20 protein-coding genes are annotated in these 21,066 nt (G+C 59.5%); 6 read left to right on the top strand and 14 right to left on the bottom strand.

What is annotated here, in order from left to right; genetic code table 11:
* Positions 1–126: 126 nt before the first annotated feature.
* From ACR0J5_RS12425 to ACR0J5_RS12385, 9 genes are all read right to left on the bottom strand, one after another.
* Positions 127–2,580 (bottom strand): GcvT family protein, encoded by a 2,454-nt coding sequence (locus tag ACR0J5_RS12425; protein ID WP_480653770.1) that lies wholly within the window; start codon positions 2,578–2,580, stop codon positions 127–129.
* An 89-nt stretch (positions 2,581–2,669) separates the two neighbouring features.
* On the bottom strand, positions 2,670–3,644 hold the full coding sequence (locus ACR0J5_RS12420) for a GlxA family transcriptional regulator (RefSeq protein ID WP_480653769.1): 975 nt from the start codon (positions 3,642–3,644) through the stop codon (positions 2,670–2,672).
* Between the two features lie 10 nt (positions 3,645–3,654).
* A complete protein-coding gene (locus tag ACR0J5_RS12415; RefSeq protein ID WP_480653767.1) occupies positions 3,655–4,548 on the bottom strand; it encodes a homocysteine S-methyltransferase family protein in 894 nt (297 codons plus the stop codon).
* Positions 4,549–4,561: 13 nt separating this feature from the next.
* Positions 4,562–5,614 (bottom strand): zinc-binding dehydrogenase, encoded by a 1,053-nt coding sequence (locus ACR0J5_RS12410; protein ID WP_480653765.1) that lies wholly within the window; start codon positions 5,612–5,614, stop codon positions 4,562–4,564.
* Between the two features lie 3 nt (positions 5,615–5,617).
* On the bottom strand, positions 5,618–8,065 hold the full coding sequence (locus ACR0J5_RS12405) for a GcvT family protein (protein WP_480653764.1): 2,448 nt from the start codon (positions 8,063–8,065) through the stop codon (positions 5,618–5,620).
* A gap of 15 nt (positions 8,066–8,080) precedes the next feature.
* Positions 8,081–8,461: a GFA family protein gene (locus ACR0J5_RS12400; RefSeq protein ID WP_480653762.1), complete on the bottom strand. Its 381-nt coding sequence runs from the start codon at positions 8,459–8,461 to the stop codon at positions 8,081–8,083.
* A gap of 4 nt (positions 8,462–8,465) precedes the next feature.
* Positions 8,466–9,089, bottom strand: a complete 624-nt coding sequence (locus ACR0J5_RS12395; protein WP_480653760.1) for a LysE family translocator — start codon at positions 9,087–9,089, stop codon at positions 8,466–8,468.
* The gene (locus ACR0J5_RS12390; RefSeq protein WP_480653758.1) at positions 9,090–9,665 is read right to left on the bottom strand and encodes a helix-turn-helix domain-containing protein; all 576 of its coding nucleotides are present in this window, start codon (positions 9,663–9,665) and stop codon (positions 9,090–9,092) included.
* Between the two features lie 156 nt (positions 9,666–9,821).
* A complete protein-coding gene (locus tag ACR0J5_RS12385) occupies positions 9,822–10,568 on the bottom strand; it encodes a hypothetical protein (RefSeq protein ID WP_480653756.1) in 747 nt (248 codons plus the stop codon).
* Positions 10,569–10,719: 151 nt separating this feature from the next.
* Between ACR0J5_RS12385 and ACR0J5_RS12380 the strand changes: the two genes are divergently transcribed.
* Entirely contained in the window at positions 10,720–11,109 is a 390-nt protein-coding gene (locus ACR0J5_RS12380; RefSeq protein ID WP_480653754.1) for an SHOCT domain-containing protein, read from the top strand.
* A gap of 45 nt (positions 11,110–11,154) precedes the next feature.
* Here the strand turns inward: ACR0J5_RS12380 and ACR0J5_RS12375 are convergent, their stop codons facing one another.
* Entirely contained in the window at positions 11,155–11,607 is a 453-nt protein-coding gene (locus ACR0J5_RS12375; protein WP_480653752.1) for a GAF domain-containing protein, read from the bottom strand.
* Positions 11,608–11,701: 94 nt separating this feature from the next.
* Positions 11,702–12,874 carry a thiolase family protein gene (locus ACR0J5_RS12370; RefSeq protein ID WP_480653750.1) on the bottom strand — a complete coding sequence of 391 codons (1,173 nt, stop codon included), beginning with the start codon at positions 12,872–12,874 and terminating at the stop codon, positions 11,702–11,704.
* A 103-nt stretch (positions 12,875–12,977) separates the two neighbouring features.
* Between ACR0J5_RS12370 and ACR0J5_RS12365 the strand changes: the two genes are divergently transcribed.
* The 3 genes from ACR0J5_RS12365 (at position 12,978) to ACR0J5_RS12355 (ending at position 15,577) form a co-directional block, all read left to right on the top strand.
* Positions 12,978–13,316 (top strand): STAS domain-containing protein, encoded by a 339-nt coding sequence (locus ACR0J5_RS12365; protein ID WP_480653748.1) that lies wholly within the window; start codon positions 12,978–12,980, stop codon positions 13,314–13,316.
* A gap of 30 nt (positions 13,317–13,346) precedes the next feature.
* The gene (locus ACR0J5_RS12360) at positions 13,347–13,787 is read left to right on the top strand and encodes an ATP-binding protein (RefSeq protein WP_480653746.1); all 441 of its coding nucleotides are present in this window, start codon (positions 13,347–13,349) and stop codon (positions 13,785–13,787) included.
* A gap of 212 nt (positions 13,788–13,999) precedes the next feature.
* The gene (locus tag ACR0J5_RS12355) at positions 14,000–15,577 is read left to right on the top strand and encodes a gamma-glutamyltransferase family protein (RefSeq protein WP_480653744.1); all 1,578 of its coding nucleotides are present in this window, start codon (positions 14,000–14,002) and stop codon (positions 15,575–15,577) included.
* Positions 15,578–15,581: 4 nt separating this feature from the next.
* Here the strand turns inward: ACR0J5_RS12355 and hspQ are convergent, their stop codons facing one another.
* The gene (gene hspQ, locus ACR0J5_RS12350; RefSeq protein ID WP_480653743.1) at positions 15,582–15,908 is read right to left on the bottom strand and encodes a heat shock protein HspQ; all 327 of its coding nucleotides are present in this window, start codon (positions 15,906–15,908) and stop codon (positions 15,582–15,584) included.
* A gap of 80 nt (positions 15,909–15,988) precedes the next feature.
* Between hspQ and ACR0J5_RS12345 the strand changes: the two genes are divergently transcribed.
* Positions 15,989–16,870, top strand: a complete 882-nt coding sequence (locus tag ACR0J5_RS12345) for an AEC family transporter (protein WP_480653741.1) — start codon at positions 15,989–15,991, stop codon at positions 16,868–16,870.
* Between the two features lie 60 nt (positions 16,871–16,930).
* Positions 16,931–17,512 (top strand): transglycosylase SLT domain-containing protein, encoded by a 582-nt coding sequence (locus ACR0J5_RS12340; protein ID WP_480653740.1) that lies wholly within the window; start codon positions 16,931–16,933, stop codon positions 17,510–17,512.
* Positions 17,513–17,525: 13 nt separating this feature from the next.
* Here ACR0J5_RS12340 and ACR0J5_RS12335 read toward each other — a convergent pair whose 3' ends face one another.
* Together ACR0J5_RS12335 and ACR0J5_RS12330 are read right to left on the bottom strand one after the other, a co-directional pair.
* Positions 17,526–18,122 (bottom strand): LolA family protein, encoded by a 597-nt coding sequence (locus ACR0J5_RS12335; protein WP_480653738.1) that lies wholly within the window; start codon positions 18,120–18,122, stop codon positions 17,526–17,528.
* A gap of 39 nt (positions 18,123–18,161) precedes the next feature.
* Positions 18,162–21,056 carry a DNA translocase FtsK gene (locus ACR0J5_RS12330; RefSeq protein ID WP_480653736.1) on the bottom strand — a complete coding sequence of 965 codons (2,895 nt, stop codon included), beginning with the start codon at positions 21,054–21,056 and terminating at the stop codon, positions 18,162–18,164.
* Positions 21,057–21,066 lie beyond the last annotated feature (10 nt).

The following is a 21,066-nucleotide window of genomic DNA, read 5'->3' as shown; positions in this document are numbered from 1 at the left end:
GCTCTGCCTCGCGCTCCGGGATATTTTTGGACAGATGAACAAGGGATCCCGACTTCATCTGGCCTTAAATATCCCGGGGGAGTCGCCCGGAACGGGCGGCGGGGGCAGCGCCCCCTTCGGCCCTCATCACAGTTTGACGCGTTCGGATTTTGGGTCATACATGGGTTTCAGCGAGGCCTCGGCCCTGACCTTTACGCCGCAGACGTCGATCTCATAGGTAGACGAAAGCACATCCGCTGGTTTCTCACCCTCGCATGGCACATATCCCAGACCAATGGCAGCGCCAAGGGTGTGGCCGTAATTGCCCGAACTCAGATAACCCACATATTCGCCATCCCGGATGATCGGCTCATTGTGGAACAACAGTGGCTCGGCATCAGCCAGTTTGAACTGAACCAGACGGCTTTTGGGCCCGCTTTCCTTGCGTGCGATCACTGCTTCGCGACCAATAAAATCACTGCCTTTGTCAGTTTTCACGGCAAAGCCCAGCCCCGCATCCACAACATGGTCTTCACAGGTGATGTCGTGACCAAAGTGGCGGAAGCCCTTCTCGATCCGGCAGCTGTCCATCATATGCATGCCGCAAAGCTTGAGGCCCATGTCCTGTCCGGCCTCATGCAGCGTCTCAAACACGTGTCCGGCCATGTCAGAAGAGACATAGATCTCCCACCCAAGTTCACCCACGTAAGTCACGCGGTGGGCGCGGGCGAGGCCCATGCCGATCTCGATCTCTTGCGCGGTGCCGAACGGGTTGGCCGCGTTTGAGAAATCACTGGGCGAGACCTTTTGCAGCAGCGTGCGCGCGTTCGGGCCCATGATGGCCAGAACCCCTTCGCCTGCGGTCACATCGGTGATGATCACATTGAAATCACCCTTGTTACGCATCATCCAGGTCTGGTCCGCCAGACGTGTCGCTGCGGGCGTGACCACCAGATAGGCGGTCTCGGACAGGCGGGTGACGGTCACGTCCGCCTCAATCCCGCCTGTGCGGTTCAGGAACTGGGTATAGACGATCTTGCCATTGGGAACCGAATAATCGCCACCGCCGATATAGTTCATGAACCGGTCAGCATCCGGCCCTTCGACGCGGATTTTGCCGAAGGAGGACATGTCATACATGCCCACATTCTCGCGCACCGCACGGTGTTCTGCGGCTGAGTTTTCGAACCAGTTCTGGCGTTTCCAGCTGTAGTGGTATTCGCGTTCCTGGCCTTCATTGGCGAACCAATTGGCGCGCTCCCACCCGGCCAGTTCCCCCATGACGGCACCCTGCTCCAGCAGGTGATGGTGGAAGGGCGTGCGCCGTACTCCGCGCGCGGTGGCCTTCTGGCGATAGGGGTAGTGGTCTGCGTAGAGCAGGCCCAGCGTTTCCTTGGACCGTTCAAACAGGTACTGTTTGTTGCCCTGAAACGGCTGCATCCGGCCAATATCCACGTCGCCCAGATCAAAGGGCTTTTCGCCACTATCCATCCACTCGGCCAGCGCCATGCCAGCACCGCCGGCGGATTGGATACCGATCGAGTTGAACCCGGCGGCGACCCAGACATTGTCCATCTCGGGCGCAAGACCCAGATGGTAGGCATCGTCGGGGGTAAAGGATTCAGGCCCGTTGAAGAAGGTATGAATCCCCGCCTCGGCCAGCATCGGCATCCGGTTCACTGCGGCCTCAAGGATCGGCTCAAAATGGTCGAAATCTTCGGGCAGTTGGTCGAACTCGAAACTGTCGGGGATGCCTTCCACCGCCCAGGGTTTCGCGTTGGGTTCAAACGCGCCCAGCAGAATTTTACCCGCGTCTTCCTTGTAATAGGCGCATTCGTCCGGCACGCGCAGAACCGGCAGCTGGGTCAGGCCATCGATACCTTCGGTGACGATATAGAAATGCTCGCACGCGTGCAGGGGAACGTTCACGCCTGCCATCCGGCCGACCTCATGCCCCCACATCCCCGCGCAGTTCACCACCATGTCGCATTCGATATGGCCCGAGGCGCTGCCATCATCCGCAACCCAGTCCACGCCGGTCACTTTGCGCCCTTGTCGGACAATGTCAGTGACCTTTACGCGTTCCTTGACGATCCCGCCGCGTTGACGCGCACCCTTGGCCAGCGCCAGCGCGATGTTCGCCGGATCGCCTTGCCCGTCCAACGGCAGGTAAACAGCACCTTTGACGTCTTCGATGTTCAGATGCGGATACAGTTCGGCCACGCGCTCGTTCGAAATTTCTTCAACCTCGACCCCAAAGGCGCGGGCCATGGCGGCCTGACGGTAAATCTCTTCCTTGCGCTCGTCGGTCAGGGCCACGGTGATCGAACCACAGCGTTTGAACCCGGTCGCAACACCGGTTTCCTCTTCGAGCGAGCCGTAAAGCTCCTGACTGTATTTCGCCAGCTTGGTCATGTTTGCCGTCGCCCGCAGCTGCGCGATCAGGCCGGCGGCGTGCCATGTGGTGCCGCTGGTCAACTGCTTGCGTTCCAGCAGGACAACATCGCTCCAGCCCTTTTTGGTCAGGTGATACGCGACCGAGCATCCGATGACGCCGCCGCCGATGATGACCACACGGGCCTTGTTGGGAAGATCAACCATCCTGAAATCTCCGCACTGTCAGGTTTCGGGCAAAATGCCATGAAAGATCGACAATAAATGCACCAAAAGCGTCACTCTATTGGCGAAAATCACCGATGTGCAGCCGCCCGTTTCTCGCGCCGCAAAACAAAGGGCGTCACACCAAAAAAGCTTTTGTAGACCGAGGAAAACCCGTTCGGAAAGCCGCAGGCCAGGCCGATCTCGCGCACACTCATGGTGGTGTTCAGCAGCAGGTTATTGGCCTTGGCCAGCCGCATTTCGCGATAAAACCCGTTGGGGGTGGTGCCAAAGAACGTTTTGAACTTACGTTCGAGCGATCGGTTGGACAGGTGCAATTCGTCGACAATCTGGTTGATAGGCAGAGGGTCTTCGATATTGGCCTGCATCAGCTTGATACACTGATCCAGCTTGGCATCCCCGGTGGCCGTCAGGCGCGTGCCCGAAAAAGGCTGCATCGATGAAAAATCGCGGATGTTTTCATGCAGCATGATGTCTGCCACCGTCATTTTGGCCGGCCCCGAGATATGCCGCCCGATCACGGCCAGTGCCACATCCGTTGTCGCCTCCATCCCGGCGCAGGTGACGACGGCGCCCTGTTCGGTGGCGATAGACAGCTTGGCCTCGAACCGGGCACCGCGCTCGCGCAGGAACGAGGCGTTCTCCCAATGGGTCGCCATATTGTCCTTGCCCTGTTCTTTGATGTAACGGCTGGCGGCCTCGGCCAGCAGAAACACCTGCGCCCCGCGATATGTGTAGCCCGAGACAACGCGCCCAAGGGACAGGTCAGGGTGGTCCGGGTCGGAATTGCCAACCACGAACAGGTAGTCGGCCCGGGGCTGCGCTGAAACGGGCTCGGTCTGCACCACCGCGTCGCTGCTGCTGGCAATCGGCCCACCCCTGAGCGATCTGTAGGTAAAGGTAAACGGAGGGGCCGGGCACACCCGGTTTGCCAGGCGCAGCACCTCGACCAGCGACGCCAGCTCCAGCAGCACAAAGCCCGGCGCGACCAGAATATCGAAATGGTGCTGATCGGTCCGGGGGGATGAGGGCGCAGCCTTGGGCATCAGCGGTTCCCTAGACGATCTCATGCCCGGCGGCGCGCAGCCGTTTGGCAAGGGTTTCGATGTGATCGGGGCCAACCTCGCAACAGCCGCCGACAATGCTGGCGCCCTGTTCGACCCAGGCCATCGCATGATCGGCATAGGCATCAGGCCCCAAATCCTGCCGTTGCTCCAACGCATCGACTGTGGGCGCGTCTTCGAGAAACTGCTGGGTGATCCCAGTGAAACCGTTCGCATAGGCCCCAAACGGCCGACCCAGTGTGGCAATGACCTTTAACGCAGCCGGAATCGCCTCGGGGCGCGAGCAATTGATCAGCACGGCCTCGGGCGCGAATTGGGCAACCAAAGGCGCGATCTCTGACAAGGGCTCGCCCGAGCGCAGATATGTTCCATCCGCATCCATGACCGACAGCGCCAGCCAGACGGGTTTGCCCAGATCTGCCACACCGCGCAGGACCCCTTCGGCCTCTTGCACGGATGAGACGGTTTCGATCAGAAACAGATCGACCCGACCGGCCATCAGGGCGGCCAGTTCGCCGAATTTTTCGGCTGCCTCGGTCACGTCGGGGTTCAGGTCCGGGCGGTAGCTGGCCAGTAAGGGCCCCAATGCCCCCGCGATCCGCCCGCCTGTTTTCGCGCGCGCCTGTTCAGCCTGTGTCAACGCAGCATCGATCAGCGCGGCCAGCTGATCATCCAACCCTTCGCGCACAAGGCGCGAGCGGTGAACGGCGTAGGTATTCGTGGTGGCGACGGTCGCACCGCGAAGGAAGTAATCGGCATGCACATCCCCGACCAGTTCGGGGTGGTCGATCATTACCCGGGTCGACCACAAAGGGGTCGGCTTTTCACCGCTGCGCTTGACCAGCTCTTGCCCGACAGAGCCATCCAGTAGAGTGATTTGTGCCATTTTCCCAGCCCTTTCACGGAATCAGGACAAGTTTGCCCGGATAGGCTTTGGATTGGAAATCCTGCTGCGCCGTGGCGATATCCCTTAACGGATAAGTTTTTGAGATCAATGGCTTGATCCGACCGGCATTGATCATCTCGACCAGACGTCCAAACACGTCAAAGGCCTGATGGGTGCAGCCGTGAATGGTGATGTCGCGCAGATAGATGTCACGCAGATCAGCCTGGACCATCGGCCCGGCGATCGCGCCGGACACCGCATAATGACCGCCCGGTTTCAGGGCGAGGATCAGGCCGGGCCATGCGGGTCCGCCCACCACATCAATCACCACGTCAAACATGTCCGCAGGCAGTGTCGCATCGCGCGCAAAGATATCGACCGCGCCCTGCCCTTTGACCACATCGGCCTTGGCGGGGCTGGTCACACCCCACACCGTGGCCCCGCGCAACGCGGCCAGTTGTACCGCTGCCAAGCCGACTCCGCCCGAGGCACCGGTGATCAGCACCTTTTGCCCTGAAGTCACACCGGCCCGGGTCAGCAGGTTCTCAGCCGTACCAAAGGCGCAGGGAATGGCGGCAATCTCAATATCCGACAAGGGTGAGGCTGAGACATCATACAGATCAGACGCTTCAACCAGACAATACTGCGCAAAGGCCCCGTCGATTTCCGACCCCAGCGCAATAAACCCGGTCGGGTTGCCGGGGCGCGGACGTGGCAGGTTGATCGGGCAGGTCACGCGCTGACCGGGGCGGAACCCGGTATCCGGTGCGGCCTGTTCGACAACGCCACACAGATCGCCGCCCTGAATGCGGGGGAAGTGCAGCGCGCCACCCCAGCCTCCGGCCTCTACATCCTGATCCACCGCGTCGGTCGCACCGGTCACATCCGACGAATACCAACCGACGCGCGTGTTGATGTCAGTGTTGTTCACCCCGGCTGCCGCGACCCGAACCAGAACCTGGCCGGGTCCGGGGTGCGGCACGGGAATATCCGCGCGCCACTCCAGCGCCTCTGGCCCGCCGTGACGGGTCAGGTAGACGCCTTGCATGACGCGCGGAGCAGTCATGGATCAGGCCCGCAGCCGGTCGTTGGCCGGATCCCAGAGGGGCTGATCTTCTTGCACCACGGCAGGGTATTTCTGACCGTAGATTTCAACCTCCAACGTGGTGCCGGGGTTGGCGAGTTCGGCCTTGACCATGCCCAGCGCGATGGATTTGCCGACGCGATAACCCCATGCTCCGGACGTCGTCTCACCCACGATCTGATCGCCTTGCCAGATGCAGGACATGTAGGGCGCGTCGCAGTCACCGGCCTCGACCGTCAGGGTCACGAACGACTTCTTCACGCCCTGCTGCTTTTCGTTCAGGATCGCGGCCTTGCCGGGGAAGTCCTGCGGTTTGTCCAGTTTGACAAACCGCCCCAGCCCGCCTTCCAGCAGCGAGTAATCGGTGGACAGATCACCCTTCCACGCGCGGTAGCCTTTCTCGATCCGCAGCGAGTTCAGCGCATACATGCCAAACGGTGTGGCACCCGCACCGAGGATCGCGTCATAGATCGCAGGCATGTGGTCGTTCAGGGCGTGAACCTCCCATCCAAGCTCACCGGCAAAGGAGACGCGGATCAGATGAGCAGGCTGCCCCGCCACGGTGGCCGACTGATGGGTCAGCCAGCCCAGCGACAGATCTGCATCGGTCAGGCCCGACAGGATCTCACGCGATTTCGGGCCGGTTACGATCAGCGTATCGCGGGTGGTGGTGACATCCTCGACACTGACGCCCGAGGGCATCGCATTCACCAGAATGTCGCGGTCATGCCATTGCGCAGTGGCGGCGGTGATCATGACGAACTCATCCTCGCCCAGACGCAGGCAGGACATTTCGGTCAGGATGCGGCCCCGGTCGTCCGAGATATAGACCAGATTGATCCGACCCACTTTGGGCAGACCACCCGTAACCAGACCACGCAGCGCCTCAGCCGCGCCGTCGCCCTTGACCATGAAGCGCGAGAAGCCCGGCAGGTCCAGCACGCCGCAATGATCGCGCACCGCCTCGCATTCTTCCTTGATCCGCTGCTCCCACGGGCCTGACCGACCCCATGTGTGCGTGGCCTCAAGCGAGGTGTCGTCGCCCGGCTTGGCGAACCAGTTGGCGCGCTCCCAGCCGTTATAGGCGCCCATGACACCGCCCAGTTCCTTGATCTTGGCGTGAACAGGCGAAACCTTCTTATCCCGCGCCGCAGGCCATTCGTGATGCGGGAAGTGCATGGCGTATTCGTTACCATAGACCTCCATGCCCTTCTGGTTGCAGTAATCCTGATCGGTGTAGTCGGTGTAGCGACGCGGATCGACGGCCCACATGTCCCACTCGGTCGCGCCATCGACGATCCATTCGGCCAGCACTTTACCCGCACCACCACCTTGCGCGATGCCGAAGGTAAAGCTGTGCGCCTCAAACGCGTTTGCCACGCCGGGCATCGGGCCGATCAGCGGCAGACCATCCGGCGCGTACGGGATCGGGCCGTTGATGACACGACCCACACCCGAAGTTGCCATCAGCGGCACCCGCTCCATCGCGTCCATCATGATATCCTCGATCCGGTCCAGATCGTCGTTCCACAGTTGGAAGCTGAAATCCTCGGGCATCGGGTCATCTTCGGTCATCCAGTGGCCCTTGCAGTTGGGCTCATAGGGACCAAGGTTGAAGCCATTCTTTTCCTGCCGCAGATAGTACGAAATATCCACGTCGCGCAGTAGGGGCAGCTTGCCACCGTTTTCTTTCGACCACGCCTCAACCTCGGGCACTTCGTCGGTCAGCAAATACTGATGGCTCATCACCATCGCGGGCACGGTGCGACCACCGTATGGCTTGAACATCTCACCCACGCGCTGCGCATAGTAACCTGCGGCGTTGACCACGTAGTCGCAGGCAATGTCGCCCTGATCTGTGTGCACGGTCCAGGTGCCATCGTCATGCTGGGTCACATTGGTCGCCGGGCAGAAGCGGATAATCTTCTGGCCCAAATCCCGCGCGCCTTTGGCAAAGGCTTGCGTCAGCTGGGCCGGGTCGATATCGCCATCGGTCGGGTCGTACAGCACGCCTTCTAGGTCATGGGTTTCAAGGAACGGATACCGCTCTTTCGCCTGTTCGGGCGTCCACATCTCCATCGGGATGCCTTGGTAGCGGCCCATGGACAGGGCGCGCTCGAACTCCTGCATCCGCTCTTTGCTGTGCGCCAGACGGATCGAGCCCGAAACGTGGTAGTTCATCGGGTAATCGACCTCATCCGCAAGGCGCGCATACAGCTCGGTCGAATAGCGCTGCATGTTCATGATCGCCCAAGAGGTCGAAAAGGTCGGCACGTTGCCCGCGGCGTGCCAGGTGGAGCCGGCGGTCAGTTCGTTCTTTTCCAGCAGAACGCAGTCGGTCCAGCCCTTTTTGGCCAGATGATAAAGCGACGAACAGCCGACAACGCCGCCGCCGATGATGACCACACGGGCCTTGGTTGGAAAATCACTCATGGTCTTGCTTCCCTATTAATGTGCCCGCTTGGGCAGGTCGTCTGTGATGTCGTAGTAGTCGCCCTTGTCCGCCACAAAGATGTGCTGGGCGAGTTTCAGCCCGGTGGGTTCGTCCAACGATCCCACCGAAACTGCAATCGTGTCCTCGTCATTGTGCTGCCAGAACAGGAACGAGCCGCAGGCGCTGCAAAAGCCGCGCTTGGCGATGTCCGAGGCGTGGTACCATCCCAGCGTCTCGTCCGAGGTAAATCTGAGGTTGTCCTGATGCGTCTCGCATGAGGCCCAAAGATGTCCCGATTGCCTGCGGCATTGGCCGCAATGGCAGGCATTGGGCGGGCTGAGGTCTCCGTCAATGGTGAAGGCAACCTTGCCGCAGAGGCAGGAACCGGTGTGCATGTCTTTACCCCCTTGCTGTGGGCGATGTGCTGGTGCCCAGCAACACGCCGTAGATGATGAAACAGGTCGCCATCATGCGGCGGACCCAGATGTTGAACACCGCGCCCAGCGCGGCTTTGCCCATCAGCGCGCCCAGCAGGGTGAACCCGGTATAGCTGAGCGTCGTGATGACCAGCGCAGTGGGCATGATCACCCCCATCTGCTGCCAGACCGGCACGTCGGGCTGCACGAATTGTGAAAACGCCGCCAGATACCCGGCCACGCTTTTGGGGTTGATCGTGGCTACAGCCAGCGCGTGCAGATAGACGTGGCGCGCGGGCCGCTCGGACGCGGGTGCGGGCTTGCTGGCGTTGATCCAGCCGCGGATACCCATCCAGATCAGGAACCCGGCACCGATCAGTTTCGCAATGAAAAATCCCATGGGCGAAGCCGCAATCAGCGCCGTGATGCCCAGCGCCGACAGGATCAGAAACGCACTGGCCTGCGTCAAGATCGCCAGCACGCCCAGCATGGCTTTGGGAAAGGGCAGGCTCATCCCGTTTGAGATGCAATTGACCGCATTCGGCCCCGGCGTGGTGACGAACACCACCCAGAACAGGGCGAATATGGTCCATGCCTCAAAGCTCATTCAATACACCGGCGGGGCGATGACCCAGATGGCCACGGCGGGCTCATCAAAAGGGTTCGCCCATTGATAGGGTTCATGTTTGATGCGGAAACTGTCACCCGGCCCGACCGAGAATTGCCGCCCTCCGATGATCAGGTCCAATCGGCCCGAGACCATATAGCCGACCTCTTGCGTCGGACGGTGGGCCGGGGTTTGCATCTTGGAACGAGGCTCAAAGGTGGAATGCACCATCTCAAAATCATCGGTCAGATCGGGCGAGAGCAATTCTTCGATCAACCCTTCCTCACCCGACCCCATCGGGCGGCGTGAGCCTGCGCGCACCACGTATCCCTGCTCATCTGCGGGTGCCGCGGAATGGGCGAACAGCATCGACATCGGAACACCCAGACATGTCGCGATCTGCCGCAGATCGGAAATCGAGGGGTCAGACATGTCCCGCTCAACCTGGCTGAGCCAGCCGACCGACCGGTTCAGCCGCTCTGCGATCTCGGTCAAGGTCAACCCACGCGCCTTGCGCAAGGCCCGGATATCGGCACCAAGGGTCGCTCGGTTCGGGGCTTGGGTGTTCACTGACATCTCCGGGTGCGTGAAAATTGACGGTCTTTTTTCACGATGACCCGAGTCGGTGAAATTTCCAAGCGTTTTTTCACGCGGGTCACCAAAGTATGCCTTTTTGGAGGGGCTGGCCGAACCGGTAATCTAAGGCGAGAAAACTAGCCTATTCCGTGACGATCAAAATGACTGACCGCCAGGCTCTTGTAGTTGGTAGCCAAGACTTTTCTCCAAAGCCGGGTCGAGTTGAGAATTGATGAAACGCATGTCTTGGGCTTCTACTTTTTGAATTTTACCCTGGCGCAAATCAGGCCGCATACTTCCCAAGGCCCGCACAGGCCATTCAACTTTGTCGACGTCCAGATCAAAACTTCTGGAAACGGCTCGAATAATATCTTCCGGAGTCTTTTTGAACGACTCGAAACGCCAAACAACCAAATTGCAAAGGTCATGGCGCAATCCCGTCCAATGTCTCAGCTTTGCAGTCCGCATCTGCATTAGGTTACTAAATCGTCTACCGGTCATAGGATCACGGTCCTGCAACAACGGCACGCTTGCGTACTCTTTTCGCGGCAGTCCAAAATATGCCTTGGGCCGATCCACAACGGTATCCCACGGGGCGCGAATAAACCCAGGAAACTCAAGATTTCGCATCGTTTCGGTACAATGCCATGGTTTGTCGAACATACTGATGACCCAGTCATATGGCGCGCGTACAGAAACAACGACCAAAGTGTCCTTAGCAATTCCAGAACCCTGAACAAAGCCGTGTTTCCAGCCAAGCTTTCCATCTTTTTCCAAGCGAAATGCGCGTTCAAGCACAAATTTACTAACGTTTGTGCCCGAAGATCGTTCACCCATAACGGCAATTCTTCTGATCGGGGCATCATACACACGGTTGATGAATAGCCCATCTGAACCCAGCATTTTTCCGCCCTCAATTCATCGCAAGTACAACCAAGAGCTATCCATGAAATTGATACTTGTAACAACACTCTAACCAAAAAGCTCGACGCCTGTTACAAACGGGCACTATTGAGAGGTGTCGTTCCTCATTAGCATTCAAAGGATGTAAACAATGGAAAACGGACTTGGGTTCTTCGATATCGTCTGGTCGATCTTCTGGCTGTTCCTGATGGTCGCCTGGTTCTGGGTGATGATTTCGGTGGTGGCCGATGTCTTTCGCTCAAAAGACCTGAGCGGTGGCGGCAAGGCTGTTTGGATCGCCTTTGTGATCCTGATCCCATGGCTTGGCGTCTTGTGCTACCTGATCATTCGCGGCGACAAGATGCACCAGCATAGCGTTGAAACCATGACCCAGATCGAAGAGGCACAAAAGGACTACATCCGGTCCGTTGCCAGCGTATCTGCCGCAGACGAGCTTGAGCGATTGGCCGCGCTCAAGGACAAAGGCCATCTGACGGATGAGGAATTTGCCGCACAGAAAGCCAAGGTGCTTGGCGCCTGATCTCTTGTTCTGAAAAGAGTGTCGACCGGGCGCGCTCGGTCGAGTTCATCTGGCAAAGACGCTGTTCAGAATCGTGGTGAGTGCTGCCGCGTCCGTTTCCGTAAAAGCGTCGGGCTGATCACTGTCGATATCAAACACCGCAATCACAGTGCCCAATGTATCCCGCACCGGCAGCACCAGCTCGGAACGCGTTGAGGACGCGCAGGCGATATGGCCCGGAAAAGCGTCCACATCGGGAACAAGCTGCACTTCTCCGGTCCGGGCCGCTGCGCCGCAGACGCCGCGTTCAAAGGGAATGACCAGACAGCCATGCCCACCCTGATAGGGCCCGATCTTCAGCAGATTGGGCTCGGTCACGCGGTAAAAGCCGGTCCAGTTGAAGCGGTCATCGGCGTGGTGCACCTCACAGGCGATCGTGGCCATCAGTGCGATCTGGTCCGTTTCACCTTCGGTGATTGAAGTTATGGTTTTTGCAAGCGTGGCGAAGTCTGTGGTCATGGTGGTGCCTTTTTGCGACGGGGCAAGGGGGCGCCGCCCCCTCTTGAGCCGATGGCTCAATTCACCCCCGCCGTATTTGAAACAAGAAGAAGGGTCAAACGCGTTCTATGGCGATGGCTGTACCTTCGCCGCCGCCGATGCAGATGGCCGCAATGCCACGGTTGAGGTTTCGTTTCTCCAACGCGTTGAGCAATGTGACCATGATCCGGGCACCTGAGGCACCGATTGGGTGGCCCAGCGCGCAGGCGCCGCCGTTGACGTTCACCTTGTCACGCGGCAGGCCCATTTCCTGCATGAAGGCCATGGGGACGACGGCGAAAGCCTCGTTCACCTCCCACAGGTCCACATCGTCTTTGGACCAACCGATGGCAGAGAGGAGCTTTTGAGCTGCGGGAACAGGCGCGGTGGTGAAAAGGCCCGGTGCCTGCGCGTGGCTGGCGTGGCCGACGATCCGGGCGCGGACGGTCAGGCCCTGCGCCTCGGCCGCGTCCGCTGAGGCCAGCACAAGGGCCGCCGCACCATCCGAGATGGATGAGGAATTGGCGGCTGTCACGGTTCCGTCCTTGCGAAAGGCCGGTTTCAGAGTCGGGATCTTGTCGGGGCGTGCGGATTGGGGTTGTTCGTCTTGTGCGCAGGTGACCTCGCCCTTGCGGGTGCGGGTGGTCACAGATGTTATCTCATCTGCAAAGGCACCGCTTTCCTGCGCGGTCAGGGCGTTCGACAGCGATTGCAGCGCGTATTCATCCTGCGCCTCGCGAGTGAACTGATAGGCTTCGGCGCAGTCCTCGGCGAATGTACCCATCAACCGGCCTTTGTCATAGGCGTCCTCGAGCCCGTCCAGGAACATGTGATCAACCACCTGACCGTGCCCGATCCGCGCGCCGCCACGCATTTTCGGCAGAAGGTACGGGGCGTTGGTCATACTCTCCATCCCGCCTGCGACCATCGTATCGGCATGGCCGAGCGCGATGTGGTCAAAGGCCATCATCGCGGCTTTCATCCCCGATCCGCACATCTTGTTGAGCGTCGTTGCCGGCACCTCTTCGCCCAGACCCGCCGCGAAACCGGCCTGCCGTGCGGGCGCTTGCCCCTGCCCTGCGGGCAGAACACAGCCCATCAGAACCTCATCGACCGTCGCGGTGCCAGCGCCCGTTAACGCAGCGCGGATGGCGGTTCCGCCAAGTTCCGCCGCCGGAACTCCGTCGAACATACCCTGAAACCCACCCATAGGAGTGCGTGCGGCACCCGCGATTACGACCTGTTTCATCACGATGTTCCTCCTCTTTTTCAGTATCGATGGATACCGAATGGTAAGATTTGCCGTCTAGCGTATTTCTACCAGTGAATTTCAGATCAAAGGACCGTCGCGAATGGCCCTGACAAGTACTACGACCGACGACACTCAGATCATCAAGGTCCATTCTGACCGCATTGATGCCGCTATGGCCATTCAGTTCAAGGAAGATATGCGAAATCAGGCCGACGGTCGCATAAAGCGTGTGGTTCTGGATCTCAGCAGTGTCGAGTTTATTGATTCCAGCGGTTTGGGGGCCATCGTTGCCTCGATGAAGCAGCTTGGCAATGACCGCAGGCTGGATTTGGCAGGCCTGCATCCCTTTGTCGAAAAGGTCTTTCGGCTGACCCGCATGGATACGGTCTTTAAGCTGTTCCCGACATTGGATGACGCCCTTTCGGCCACCGCTGATTGATTTTCCGATCTTCTGAGCAGGCCACCCCCTATGTGTGACGGCAAGTGTGTAAATCTGACTTTTGCGGCAACCGAGGCCGAAGCCAGTAGCGGCATTGCGCAGCTCAGCCGGTGCCTTGCCGCCAAAGGTTTGCCAATGCACAAGGCCGCAGATGTAAAGATCGCGCTGGCCGAGGCGATCAACAATGTTGTCGAACACGCCTATGCGGATGTGACCCCGGCAAAGGTGCAGGTGCGGTGTCATCTGCACCGGGACTGGCTGGATATTCTGATTTCGGACACAGGCAATCCGTTGCCAGGATTTCGGGTGCCCGATGGCGTTCCAGCGCCGCTTGGGTCTTGCGTGGATGAGTTGCCAGAGGGCGGGTTCGGCTGGTTCCTGATCCACGAATTGACCAATGATATCCGGTATGAACGCAGCAACGGCTGCAATCGCCTGTCGCTGCGGTTTGACTTTCCCGAACCGGCCTGACGGCGCAAAAACGTCACAATAAGGCCCAGATCGAACCATTGTGGCGCCGCAAACAAGGGACAAAACTGTACCTGTAGCTCAGATAGCTTCCCTCGGCGCCATGTGTCACAGCCCCCACCCAGTGAACGGCGCCGAGGATCTTCCCACTGATTTTACTGGACAAGTTCCGACCGCGCGGTACCTTCGGCGCGTTCAAATCGGGGAAGTACACCATGCGGGATTTTCACACTCCGGGCCGGTCCGAAGTTCTGGCAACCGAGGGGATGTGCGCCACGTCGCACCCTCTGGCCGCGAAAGTGGCGGTGGATATCCTGCAGCAAGGTGGCAACGCGATGGACGCCGCCATTGCCGGGGCCGTTCTGCTGGGAATTTGCGAGCCGCAGATGACCGGTTTGGGCGGCGATTGCTTTGTCCTCTACAACCGGGCGGGCGAGGATGAAATCCGCGCGCTGAACGGTTCGGGCCGTGCGCCCGCCGCGGCGGATGCTGAACGGTTGCGCGCGCAAGGTCTGGCCTCGGTTCCGCTGAATTCGCCCGATGCGGTGACTGTTCCGGGGGCTGTCGATGCGTTCTGCCATCTGGCCGAGACCGAGGGCAAGCTGGGGCTGGACGCCATTCTTCAGCCTGCCATTCACTATGCCGACACAGGCGTCCCGGTTGCCCAGAGGGTCGCGCAGGATTGGCGATCCGGGGCTGAGGCCCTGCAAGGCGCGGCACGGGCGCATTACCTGTTCGACGACCAACCGCCAGAACTGGGTCAGGTGTTCCGCGCACCCGGTCAGGCCGAAGTTCTGCGCCAGATCGCCCGAAACGGGCGCGACGCCTTTTATTCGGGCGAGATTGCCGAGGACATGATCTCGACCCTCACCAAACTTGGCGGCACCCACACGGCAGATGATTTTCTGACCACTGCCTGCACGGACACTCAGTCCGTCAGCGGGATGTATAACGGGATAGAGCTGGTTGAACATCCGCCCAACGGCCAGGGTGCAACGGCGATTTTGCTGTTGAATATACTCAAGAATTTCGACCTGTCCGGCATGGACCCGTTTGGTGCGGAACGGCTGCATCTTGAGGCCGAAGCCTCGAAACTCGCCTATGATGCGCGCAACCGGTTCATCGCCGACCCGGATCACACAACGCATGCGGATCGGTTTTTGGATCAGGATGTGGCAGATAAGCTGGCCGCTCTGATCGACCCAAGACGCGCGATGCCAGCAGCAGCCCCGCTGACCGAGGCCATCCACAAAGACACAGTTTACATCACCGTGGTGGATCGGGACAGGATGGCGGTCTCGCTGATCTATTCGATCTTTCACAGCTTTGGCTCGGGTATCGCATCAGAGAAATATGGCATTCTGCTGCAAAACCGGGGGGCGGGCTTTACCCTGCAGGCGGGCCATCCCAACGAACTGGGCGGCGGCAAGCGCCCCATGCACACGATTATTCCCGGCGCGCTGAAACAAGATGGCAAGGTCTTGATGCCCTTTGGCGTGATGGGCGGGGCCTATCAGCCAACCGGCCACGCGCGGTTCCTGTCGAACATGACGGATCACGGGTTGGGGCTGCAAGCCAGCATCGATGCCCCGCGCGCCTTTGCCGACAAGGGTGTTCTCAAGCTGGAACGCGGAATTTCGCCTAAGGTCGCCCAACAATTGTCGGAAATGGGGCACAACGTCGATGTTCCGGAAACACCGCTGGGTGGCGCGCAAGCCATTCGAATCTGCGACACCGGTGTGTTGAAAGGCGCAAGCGATCCGCGAAAAGACGGGTGTGCGCTTGGCTACTGAGCCATCAGTTCAAATGGAAGTGCAGCGGGTAAGCACCGTTTTCGAACGGGCCAAACATGTCGGGGATGTCGGGATGCTCAACCGGCTCACCCGACTGGTCTTCAATCAGGTTTTGTTCAGAAACATAAGCCACATAGAAGGATTGGTCGTTCTCGGCCAGCAGGTGATAAAACGGCTGATCCTTGATCGGGCGGCTGTCTTCGGGGATGGCCTGATACCATTCTTCGGTGTTCGAAAACTCTGGATCCACGTCAAAAATCACCCCTCGGAAGGGATGTTTTTTGTGGCGGACAACCTGGCCCAACCCGTACTTGGCATGTGTCTTCAGCATTGTTTATGCCCCCAAAGGTCTTACTACCTCGTTCCGGGAAAAAATGCCAATCATTGATCTGAAATTAAGGGAAACAGTCTGTGAACCTTCTGCTGACAGTGTTCGAAATCGCCGCTCCGGTCTTTCTTTTGGCGGCGGTAGGCTTTGCCTGGGTCAAGCTGGGCTTCGAATATCGGTTGGAGTTTGTGACCCGTCTGGGCGTCACGCTGGCAGTGCCGAGCCTGATCTTTGTGGCCCTTATGCAGACCGAAATCCCGGCCGGAGAGCTGACGCGCTTTACGCTGGCTGCCATTGCCGGGCATGTCGGGCTGGCCCTCGTGTTCGAGGTATTCGTGCGCCTGCGCGGTCTGGATCGCAGGACCTATCTGTCGCCTCTGGTATTCGGCAACTCCGGCAATCTGGGCCTGCCCCTGTGCATTTTCGCCTTTGGTCAGGCGGGGTTGGGCTATGCGGTCATTTTCCTGGCGGTCACCGCGCTGCTGTCTTTCACCTACGGGCTTTATGTCGTGGCGGGCAAAGGCGGGTTTGGCAAAGCGGTGCGCGAGCCTATGGTCTGGGCCACGTTGCTGGGGGCCCTGTTCCTGTGGCGTGGCTGGCAGACCCCGGTTTTCCTGACCAACACGCTTGAGCTTTTGGGCCAGATGGCCATTCCGATGATGCTGATCACGGTGGGGGTCGCGATTGCCCGGCTGACCACGCAAAAGATCGGACAGGCGATCTGGCTGTCTGTGCTCAAGCTGATTGTGTGTTTTGTGCTGGGCTGGGTTTTGGCGGTTCTGTTCCGTCTGGATACGGTCGGATTTGGGGTGATGGTTCTGCAGATGTGCACCCCGGTCGCGGTGACATCCTACCTGCTGGCGGCGCGGTTCAACGCGGATGCGGATGCGGTTGCGGGGATGGTCATGATCTCAACCATCCTGTCTGTGGGCGCATTGCCCTTAATTCTAGCTATTGTTTTGTAACGATTGTGATTTCCAAAAAGCTCAATCTGCGCTAGAATAAAAGAAAAAGGCATGAGGCACATGAGCAGAATTCTTTTCGTACTCTTCGGGGTGCTGCTTTTGGCATCCTGTGGGGGTGGCTCGAAACAGCCACCCAGCAAGCTGAATGACGCGTGCAGTATTGCGCGCGAGCGGCCCGAATTCATCAAGGCGTTCAAAAGCACGGAACGGAAATGGGGTGTTCCCGTTCACGTTCAGATGGCGACGATCTATCAGGAAAGCCGCTATAAGCATGACGCGCGCACGCCGCATCAATATGTTCTGGGCGTGATCCCGATGGGCCGTCAAAGCAGCGCCTATGGCTTTAGTCAGGCGCTGGACGGCACATGGGAGGAATACCAGCGCGAAACCGGCAAGCGCCGCGCCAAACGCGACCGCATCCGCGATGCGTCGGATTTCATCGGCTGGTACATGAACAAAAGCTATGAGCGTAACGGCATCCACCCCAGCGACACGCGCAACCAGTATTTGGCCTATCACGAAGGCCATACCGGCTATGCCCGCGGCAGCCACTACAGCAAGACATGGCTGCTGAACGTCGCCAATGACGTGGATGCACGGGCCAAGCTGTATCAGGCGCAGCTGTCAGGCTGCCGCTATTAAAACGGGATACGGGTCAGCGGTTGGCTGACCCGGTTCTTTTTGCTTTTGAGAACAAATCGCGGCTCAGGTCGGCATCTGTATCCAACTGCCCCAGCAACACGGTTGTTTGGGTCCCCGCGTTGTCATGGATCACCCATTTGCGCAGCTCAATCGGATTATCGGTGAACATCAGCTCAATCCGGCCGGATTCGGGGTTCTTGGGGTCCTGAGCAGTCACAACCGTGGCCGTTCCGTCGAACGTATGGCCCACTACCATATTCGCCTGCCCCAGATTCACATTCCGCGCCAGCACCAGTGACAGGGGTGTGCGCCGCAACGGGTATTGCTCGGGCGGTTGGTTTGATTTCGGGTCAAAGATCTGCACGGTGCCCGTATTGGCCAGAACCACAGCGCTGCTAGGCGGATCATATTCGAACCGCATCTTGCCGGGCCGCTGCATCCACAGCTTACCCGTGCTGAGCGTGCCATCATCATTGACCTGAGTGAACGTCGTCTGAACGGTTTTCAAATCGTTCAGATAGTTGGAAATCTGCGACAAGGGCAGTTTATCAGCCGCCCAGGCCGCCGGGGCGGCCAGGGTCAGGGCAAGGGCAAAAGCAATCTGTTTCATGGCTCACAGATAGGCGTTCCGCCCTTGTTATTAAATATCCTATTGCTCGGGGACGAGGATTTCCCGCTTACCGACGTGATTTGCCGCCGAAACAACGCCTTCGTCCTCCATCTGCTCAACCAGCCGCGCGGCTTTGTTGTAGCCGATGGCAAGTTTCCGCTGGATGTATGAGGTCGAGCATTTGCGATCTTTGATCACAATCGCCACCGCCTGATCGTACAAGGCATCCTCTCCGTTCGTGTTGCCGCCGGTATTCAGGCCCAGAACGGCGTCGATATTGTCTGCCTTTTCCTCGGCAGGGCCATCGACCACGCCGCTCATGTAGTCGGGCGGGCCGAACTGTTTCAGGTGGTTGACGATTTCCTCAACCTCTTCGTCCGAAACAAAGGGCCCGTGGCAACGGGTGATCTTGGCTCCGCCGGCCATATACAGCATATCGCCCTGCCCCAGCAGTTGCTCAGCCCCCATTTCGCCCAGAATGGTGCGGCTGTCGACTTTCGACGTCACCTGGAACGAGATCCGCGTGGGGAAGTTCGCCTTGATCGTACCGGTGATGACATCGACCGAGGGGCGCTGCGTCGCCATGATCAGGTGAATGCCCGAGGCCCGCGCCATCTGTGCCAGACGTTGGATGCAGGCTTCGATCTCTTTGCCCGCGACCATCATCAGGTCGGCCATCTCATCAACGATGACGACGATATAGGGCATCGCTTCGGGCGCGAATTCTTCCGTCTCGAACATTGGTTCGCCGGTTTCATCGTCAAAGCCGGTTTGGACCGTGCGGCTGAACATCTCGCCCTTGGCCAGAGCGTCTTTTACGCGGCCATTGTAACCGGCAATGTTGCGCACGCCCATTTTGGACATCTTGCGATAACGATCCTCCATCTCGCCCACGACCCATTTCAGGGCGACAACAGCCTTTTTCGGGTCGGTCACAACGGGCGAGAGCAGATGCGGGATGCCATCATAAACGGACAATTCCAGCATCTTGGGGTCGATCATGATCAGGCGGCATTCGTCCGGCGTCAGCTTGTACAACAGCGACAGAATCATCGTGTTGATTGCCACCGATTTACCCGAGCCCGTGGTCCCAGCGATCAGCAGGTGAGGCATCTTCGCAAGGTTCGCCACGACAGATTCGCCGCCGATATCCTTACCCAGTGCCAGCGGCAGCGCGTGATTGCCGTCGCCAAAATCACGGCTGGCCAGAATTTCGCGCAGCACCACCATCTCGCGGTTTTCATTGGGCAGTTCGATCCCGATGACCGAGCGGCCCGGCAGGGTCGACACCCGCGCAGACAGCGCCGACATCGACCGTGCAATATCGTCAGCCAGACCGATCACGCGGCTTGCTTTCAGACCGGGCGCGGGCTCCAGTTCATACATGGTAACCACCGGGCCGGGGCGGACGCTGACGATCTCACCTTTGACGCCGTAGTCATCCAATACGTTCTCCAACATCCGCGCGTTTTCTTCCAGCGCTTCATCGCTGAGGTGATGACGCTGAATCGCGGCGGGGTTCGACAACAGACCCAGCGGGGGCAGTTCGAAATCCGCATGTTTGTCCTCGAAGGACAACGCCGGCTGTGCTTCGGCCTGCGCCCGACGCGATGGCGGGGGGGTACGGCGCACGGGCTGTGCAACCACCGGCTTGCGCGGTTCGGCCACCGGAATTTTCATCGCAGGGCGCGCTTGCGGCGCGGGTTCAGGCATCGGGTCATCCTCGAACACAGCCTCTTCTTCGAACTCCTGTTCCGGCGCGAAATCCTGATGCAGGGGCTCTTGTTGCCATTCCGGTTCAGAATCTGCGGTCAGCATCGGTTCGGGCGGCAGACCGGCCGACGTCACCGGCGGTTCGGGCGGCAGCTCTTCTGTTCCTCGGGGGTTCAGGATCAGCGGGTCCGGTCCACGGCCACGGCCCTTGGTCAAGGGCAGGTTCGGATCATGCGCGGGCGCCATTTCACCCGCCGCGACCTTGCGATTGCGCACGGCGGCTGAGATTTTCGAGCGAATGCGGTCTTCGCCCGGCATTTCGTCGAAATCTGCAACCGGTTCACGGTCAATCAACTCGGGCTCAGGCATCGGTTCAGGACGGCGGATCAGGCTGGGCATCCGGGCCAGAAGGCCGGGCTTGGCGGGTTCTTCCTCCTCAACCTCGAACTCTTCAAACATCGGGTCGGCATAGGCCAGATCGTCGTCGAACGCAGGCTCGACCCGCGCGGCCTTGCGGTCTTCCCATTGCGCACGACGGTCACGTGCCACCTGAGCCGTGGCCGACGCCCCCCGGCCCAGCAGGTTCATCAGCATATCATAGGACATCACAAGTCCCAGCAGGAAGGCACGGAACCCCTTGCGCACATCGGCCCGGGTGAAGCCCAGAACAAACACGCCCAGCGCCAGCATGCCGACAGCCATCGCCAGCGACATCAGTTTGACCATGAAATGCGAGGAAATCGGCAACAGGGTCAGCAATGCCCCCATGACGGTATCACCAAACAGGCCACCCAGACCAAAGCTATGGGTCGCGCGCCATGCCTCATCGGGCACCAAGGTGGCAGCATAGACCGAGACAACGGCAATCCAGATCGGCGCAAAGATCAGGCGGGAAATGGCACGATCTTCACCAAAGTGACCGGCAAAGCGCACGCCCCAGCCGATCAGAACCATGGCAATGCTCCAGCTGCCCCAGCCAACGATCATGAACAAGGGCGCGGCAATGGACGCGCCAATCCGGCCCATCCAGTTCTGCACCGGCGCATCTGTTGACACCATCCAATTCGGGTCCTCCGGCGTGTAAGACCAGATCATCGCGGCAGCGGCCAACCCCAGAAGGATCAGGGCGATCCCGATCAGTTCCTTGCTGCGCCGCTCAATCGCGGCCTGAGTGGTGCTGTCCAGTAATGGATCACGGTTGCGCGCGTTCAATGATGCCATTTTGCCCTCG

It is taken from the genome of Ruegeria sp. BE1 (genome assembly GCF_056538885.1).
Note: the sequence above shows the minus strand (reverse complement) of the source record. Positions and strands in the feature narration are given on the sequence as shown.

What these genes read in the sequence shown, in the direction of transcription:
- hspQ (WP_480653743.1), bottom strand. Translation starts at nt 15,908, where the DNA reads ATGCTGAAGACACATGCCAAGTACGGGTTGGGCCAGGTTGTCCGCCAC.
- ACR0J5_RS12365 (WP_480653748.1), top strand. Translation starts at nt 12,978, where the DNA reads ATGGCCCTGACAAGTACTACGACCGACGACACTCAGATCATCAAGGTC.
- ACR0J5_RS12360 (WP_480653746.1), top strand. Translation starts at nt 13,347, where the DNA reads ATGTGTGACGGCAAGTGTGTAAATCTGACTTTTGCGGCAACCGAGGCC.
- ACR0J5_RS12415 (WP_480653767.1), bottom strand. Translation starts at nt 4,548, where the DNA reads ATGGCACAAATCACTCTACTGGATGGCTCTGTCGGGCAAGAGCTGGTC.
- ACR0J5_RS12410 (WP_480653765.1), bottom strand. Translation starts at nt 5,614, where the DNA reads ATGACTGCTCCGCGCGTCATGCAAGGCGTCTACCTGACCCGTCACGGC.
- ACR0J5_RS12390 (WP_480653758.1), bottom strand. Translation starts at nt 9,665, where the DNA reads ATGTCAGTGAACACCCAAGCCCCGAACCGAGCGACCCTTGGTGCCGAT.
- ACR0J5_RS12370 (WP_480653750.1), bottom strand. Translation starts at nt 12,874, where the DNA reads ATGAAACAGGTCGTAATCGCGGGTGCCGCACGCACTCCTATGGGTGGG.
- ACR0J5_RS12425 (WP_480653770.1), bottom strand. Translation starts at nt 2,580, where the DNA reads ATGGTTGATCTTCCCAACAAGGCCCGTGTGGTCATCATCGGCGGCGGC.
- ACR0J5_RS12340 (WP_480653740.1), top strand. Translation starts at nt 16,931, where the DNA reads ATGAGCAGAATTCTTTTCGTACTCTTCGGGGTGCTGCTTTTGGCATCC.
- ACR0J5_RS12375 (WP_480653752.1), bottom strand. Translation starts at nt 11,607, where the DNA reads ATGACCACAGACTTCGCCACGCTTGCAAAAACCATAACTTCAATCACC.
- ACR0J5_RS12395 (WP_480653760.1), bottom strand. Translation starts at nt 9,089, where the DNA reads ATGAGCTTTGAGGCATGGACCATATTCGCCCTGTTCTGGGTGGTGTTC.
- ACR0J5_RS12380 (WP_480653754.1), top strand. Translation starts at nt 10,720, where the DNA reads ATGGAAAACGGACTTGGGTTCTTCGATATCGTCTGGTCGATCTTCTGG.
- ACR0J5_RS12400 (WP_480653762.1), bottom strand. Translation starts at nt 8,461, where the DNA reads ATGCACACCGGTTCCTGCCTCTGCGGCAAGGTTGCCTTCACCATTGAC.
- ACR0J5_RS12420 (WP_480653769.1), bottom strand. Translation starts at nt 3,644, where the DNA reads ATGCCCAAGGCTGCGCCCTCATCCCCCCGGACCGATCAGCACCATTTC.
- ACR0J5_RS12405 (WP_480653764.1), bottom strand. Translation starts at nt 8,065, where the DNA reads ATGAGTGATTTTCCAACCAAGGCCCGTGTGGTCATCATCGGCGGCGGC.
- ACR0J5_RS12385 (WP_480653756.1), bottom strand. Translation starts at nt 10,568, where the DNA reads ATGCTGGGTTCAGATGGGCTATTCATCAACCGTGTGTATGATGCCCCG.
- ACR0J5_RS12335 (WP_480653738.1), bottom strand. Translation starts at nt 18,122, where the DNA reads ATGAAACAGATTGCTTTTGCCCTTGCCCTGACCCTGGCCGCCCCGGCG.
- ACR0J5_RS12355 (WP_480653744.1), top strand. Translation starts at nt 14,000, where the DNA reads ATGCGGGATTTTCACACTCCGGGCCGGTCCGAAGTTCTGGCAACCGAG.
- ACR0J5_RS12330 (WP_480653736.1), bottom strand. Translation starts at nt 21,056, where the DNA reads ATGGCATCATTGAACGCGCGCAACCGTGATCCATTACTGGACAGCACC.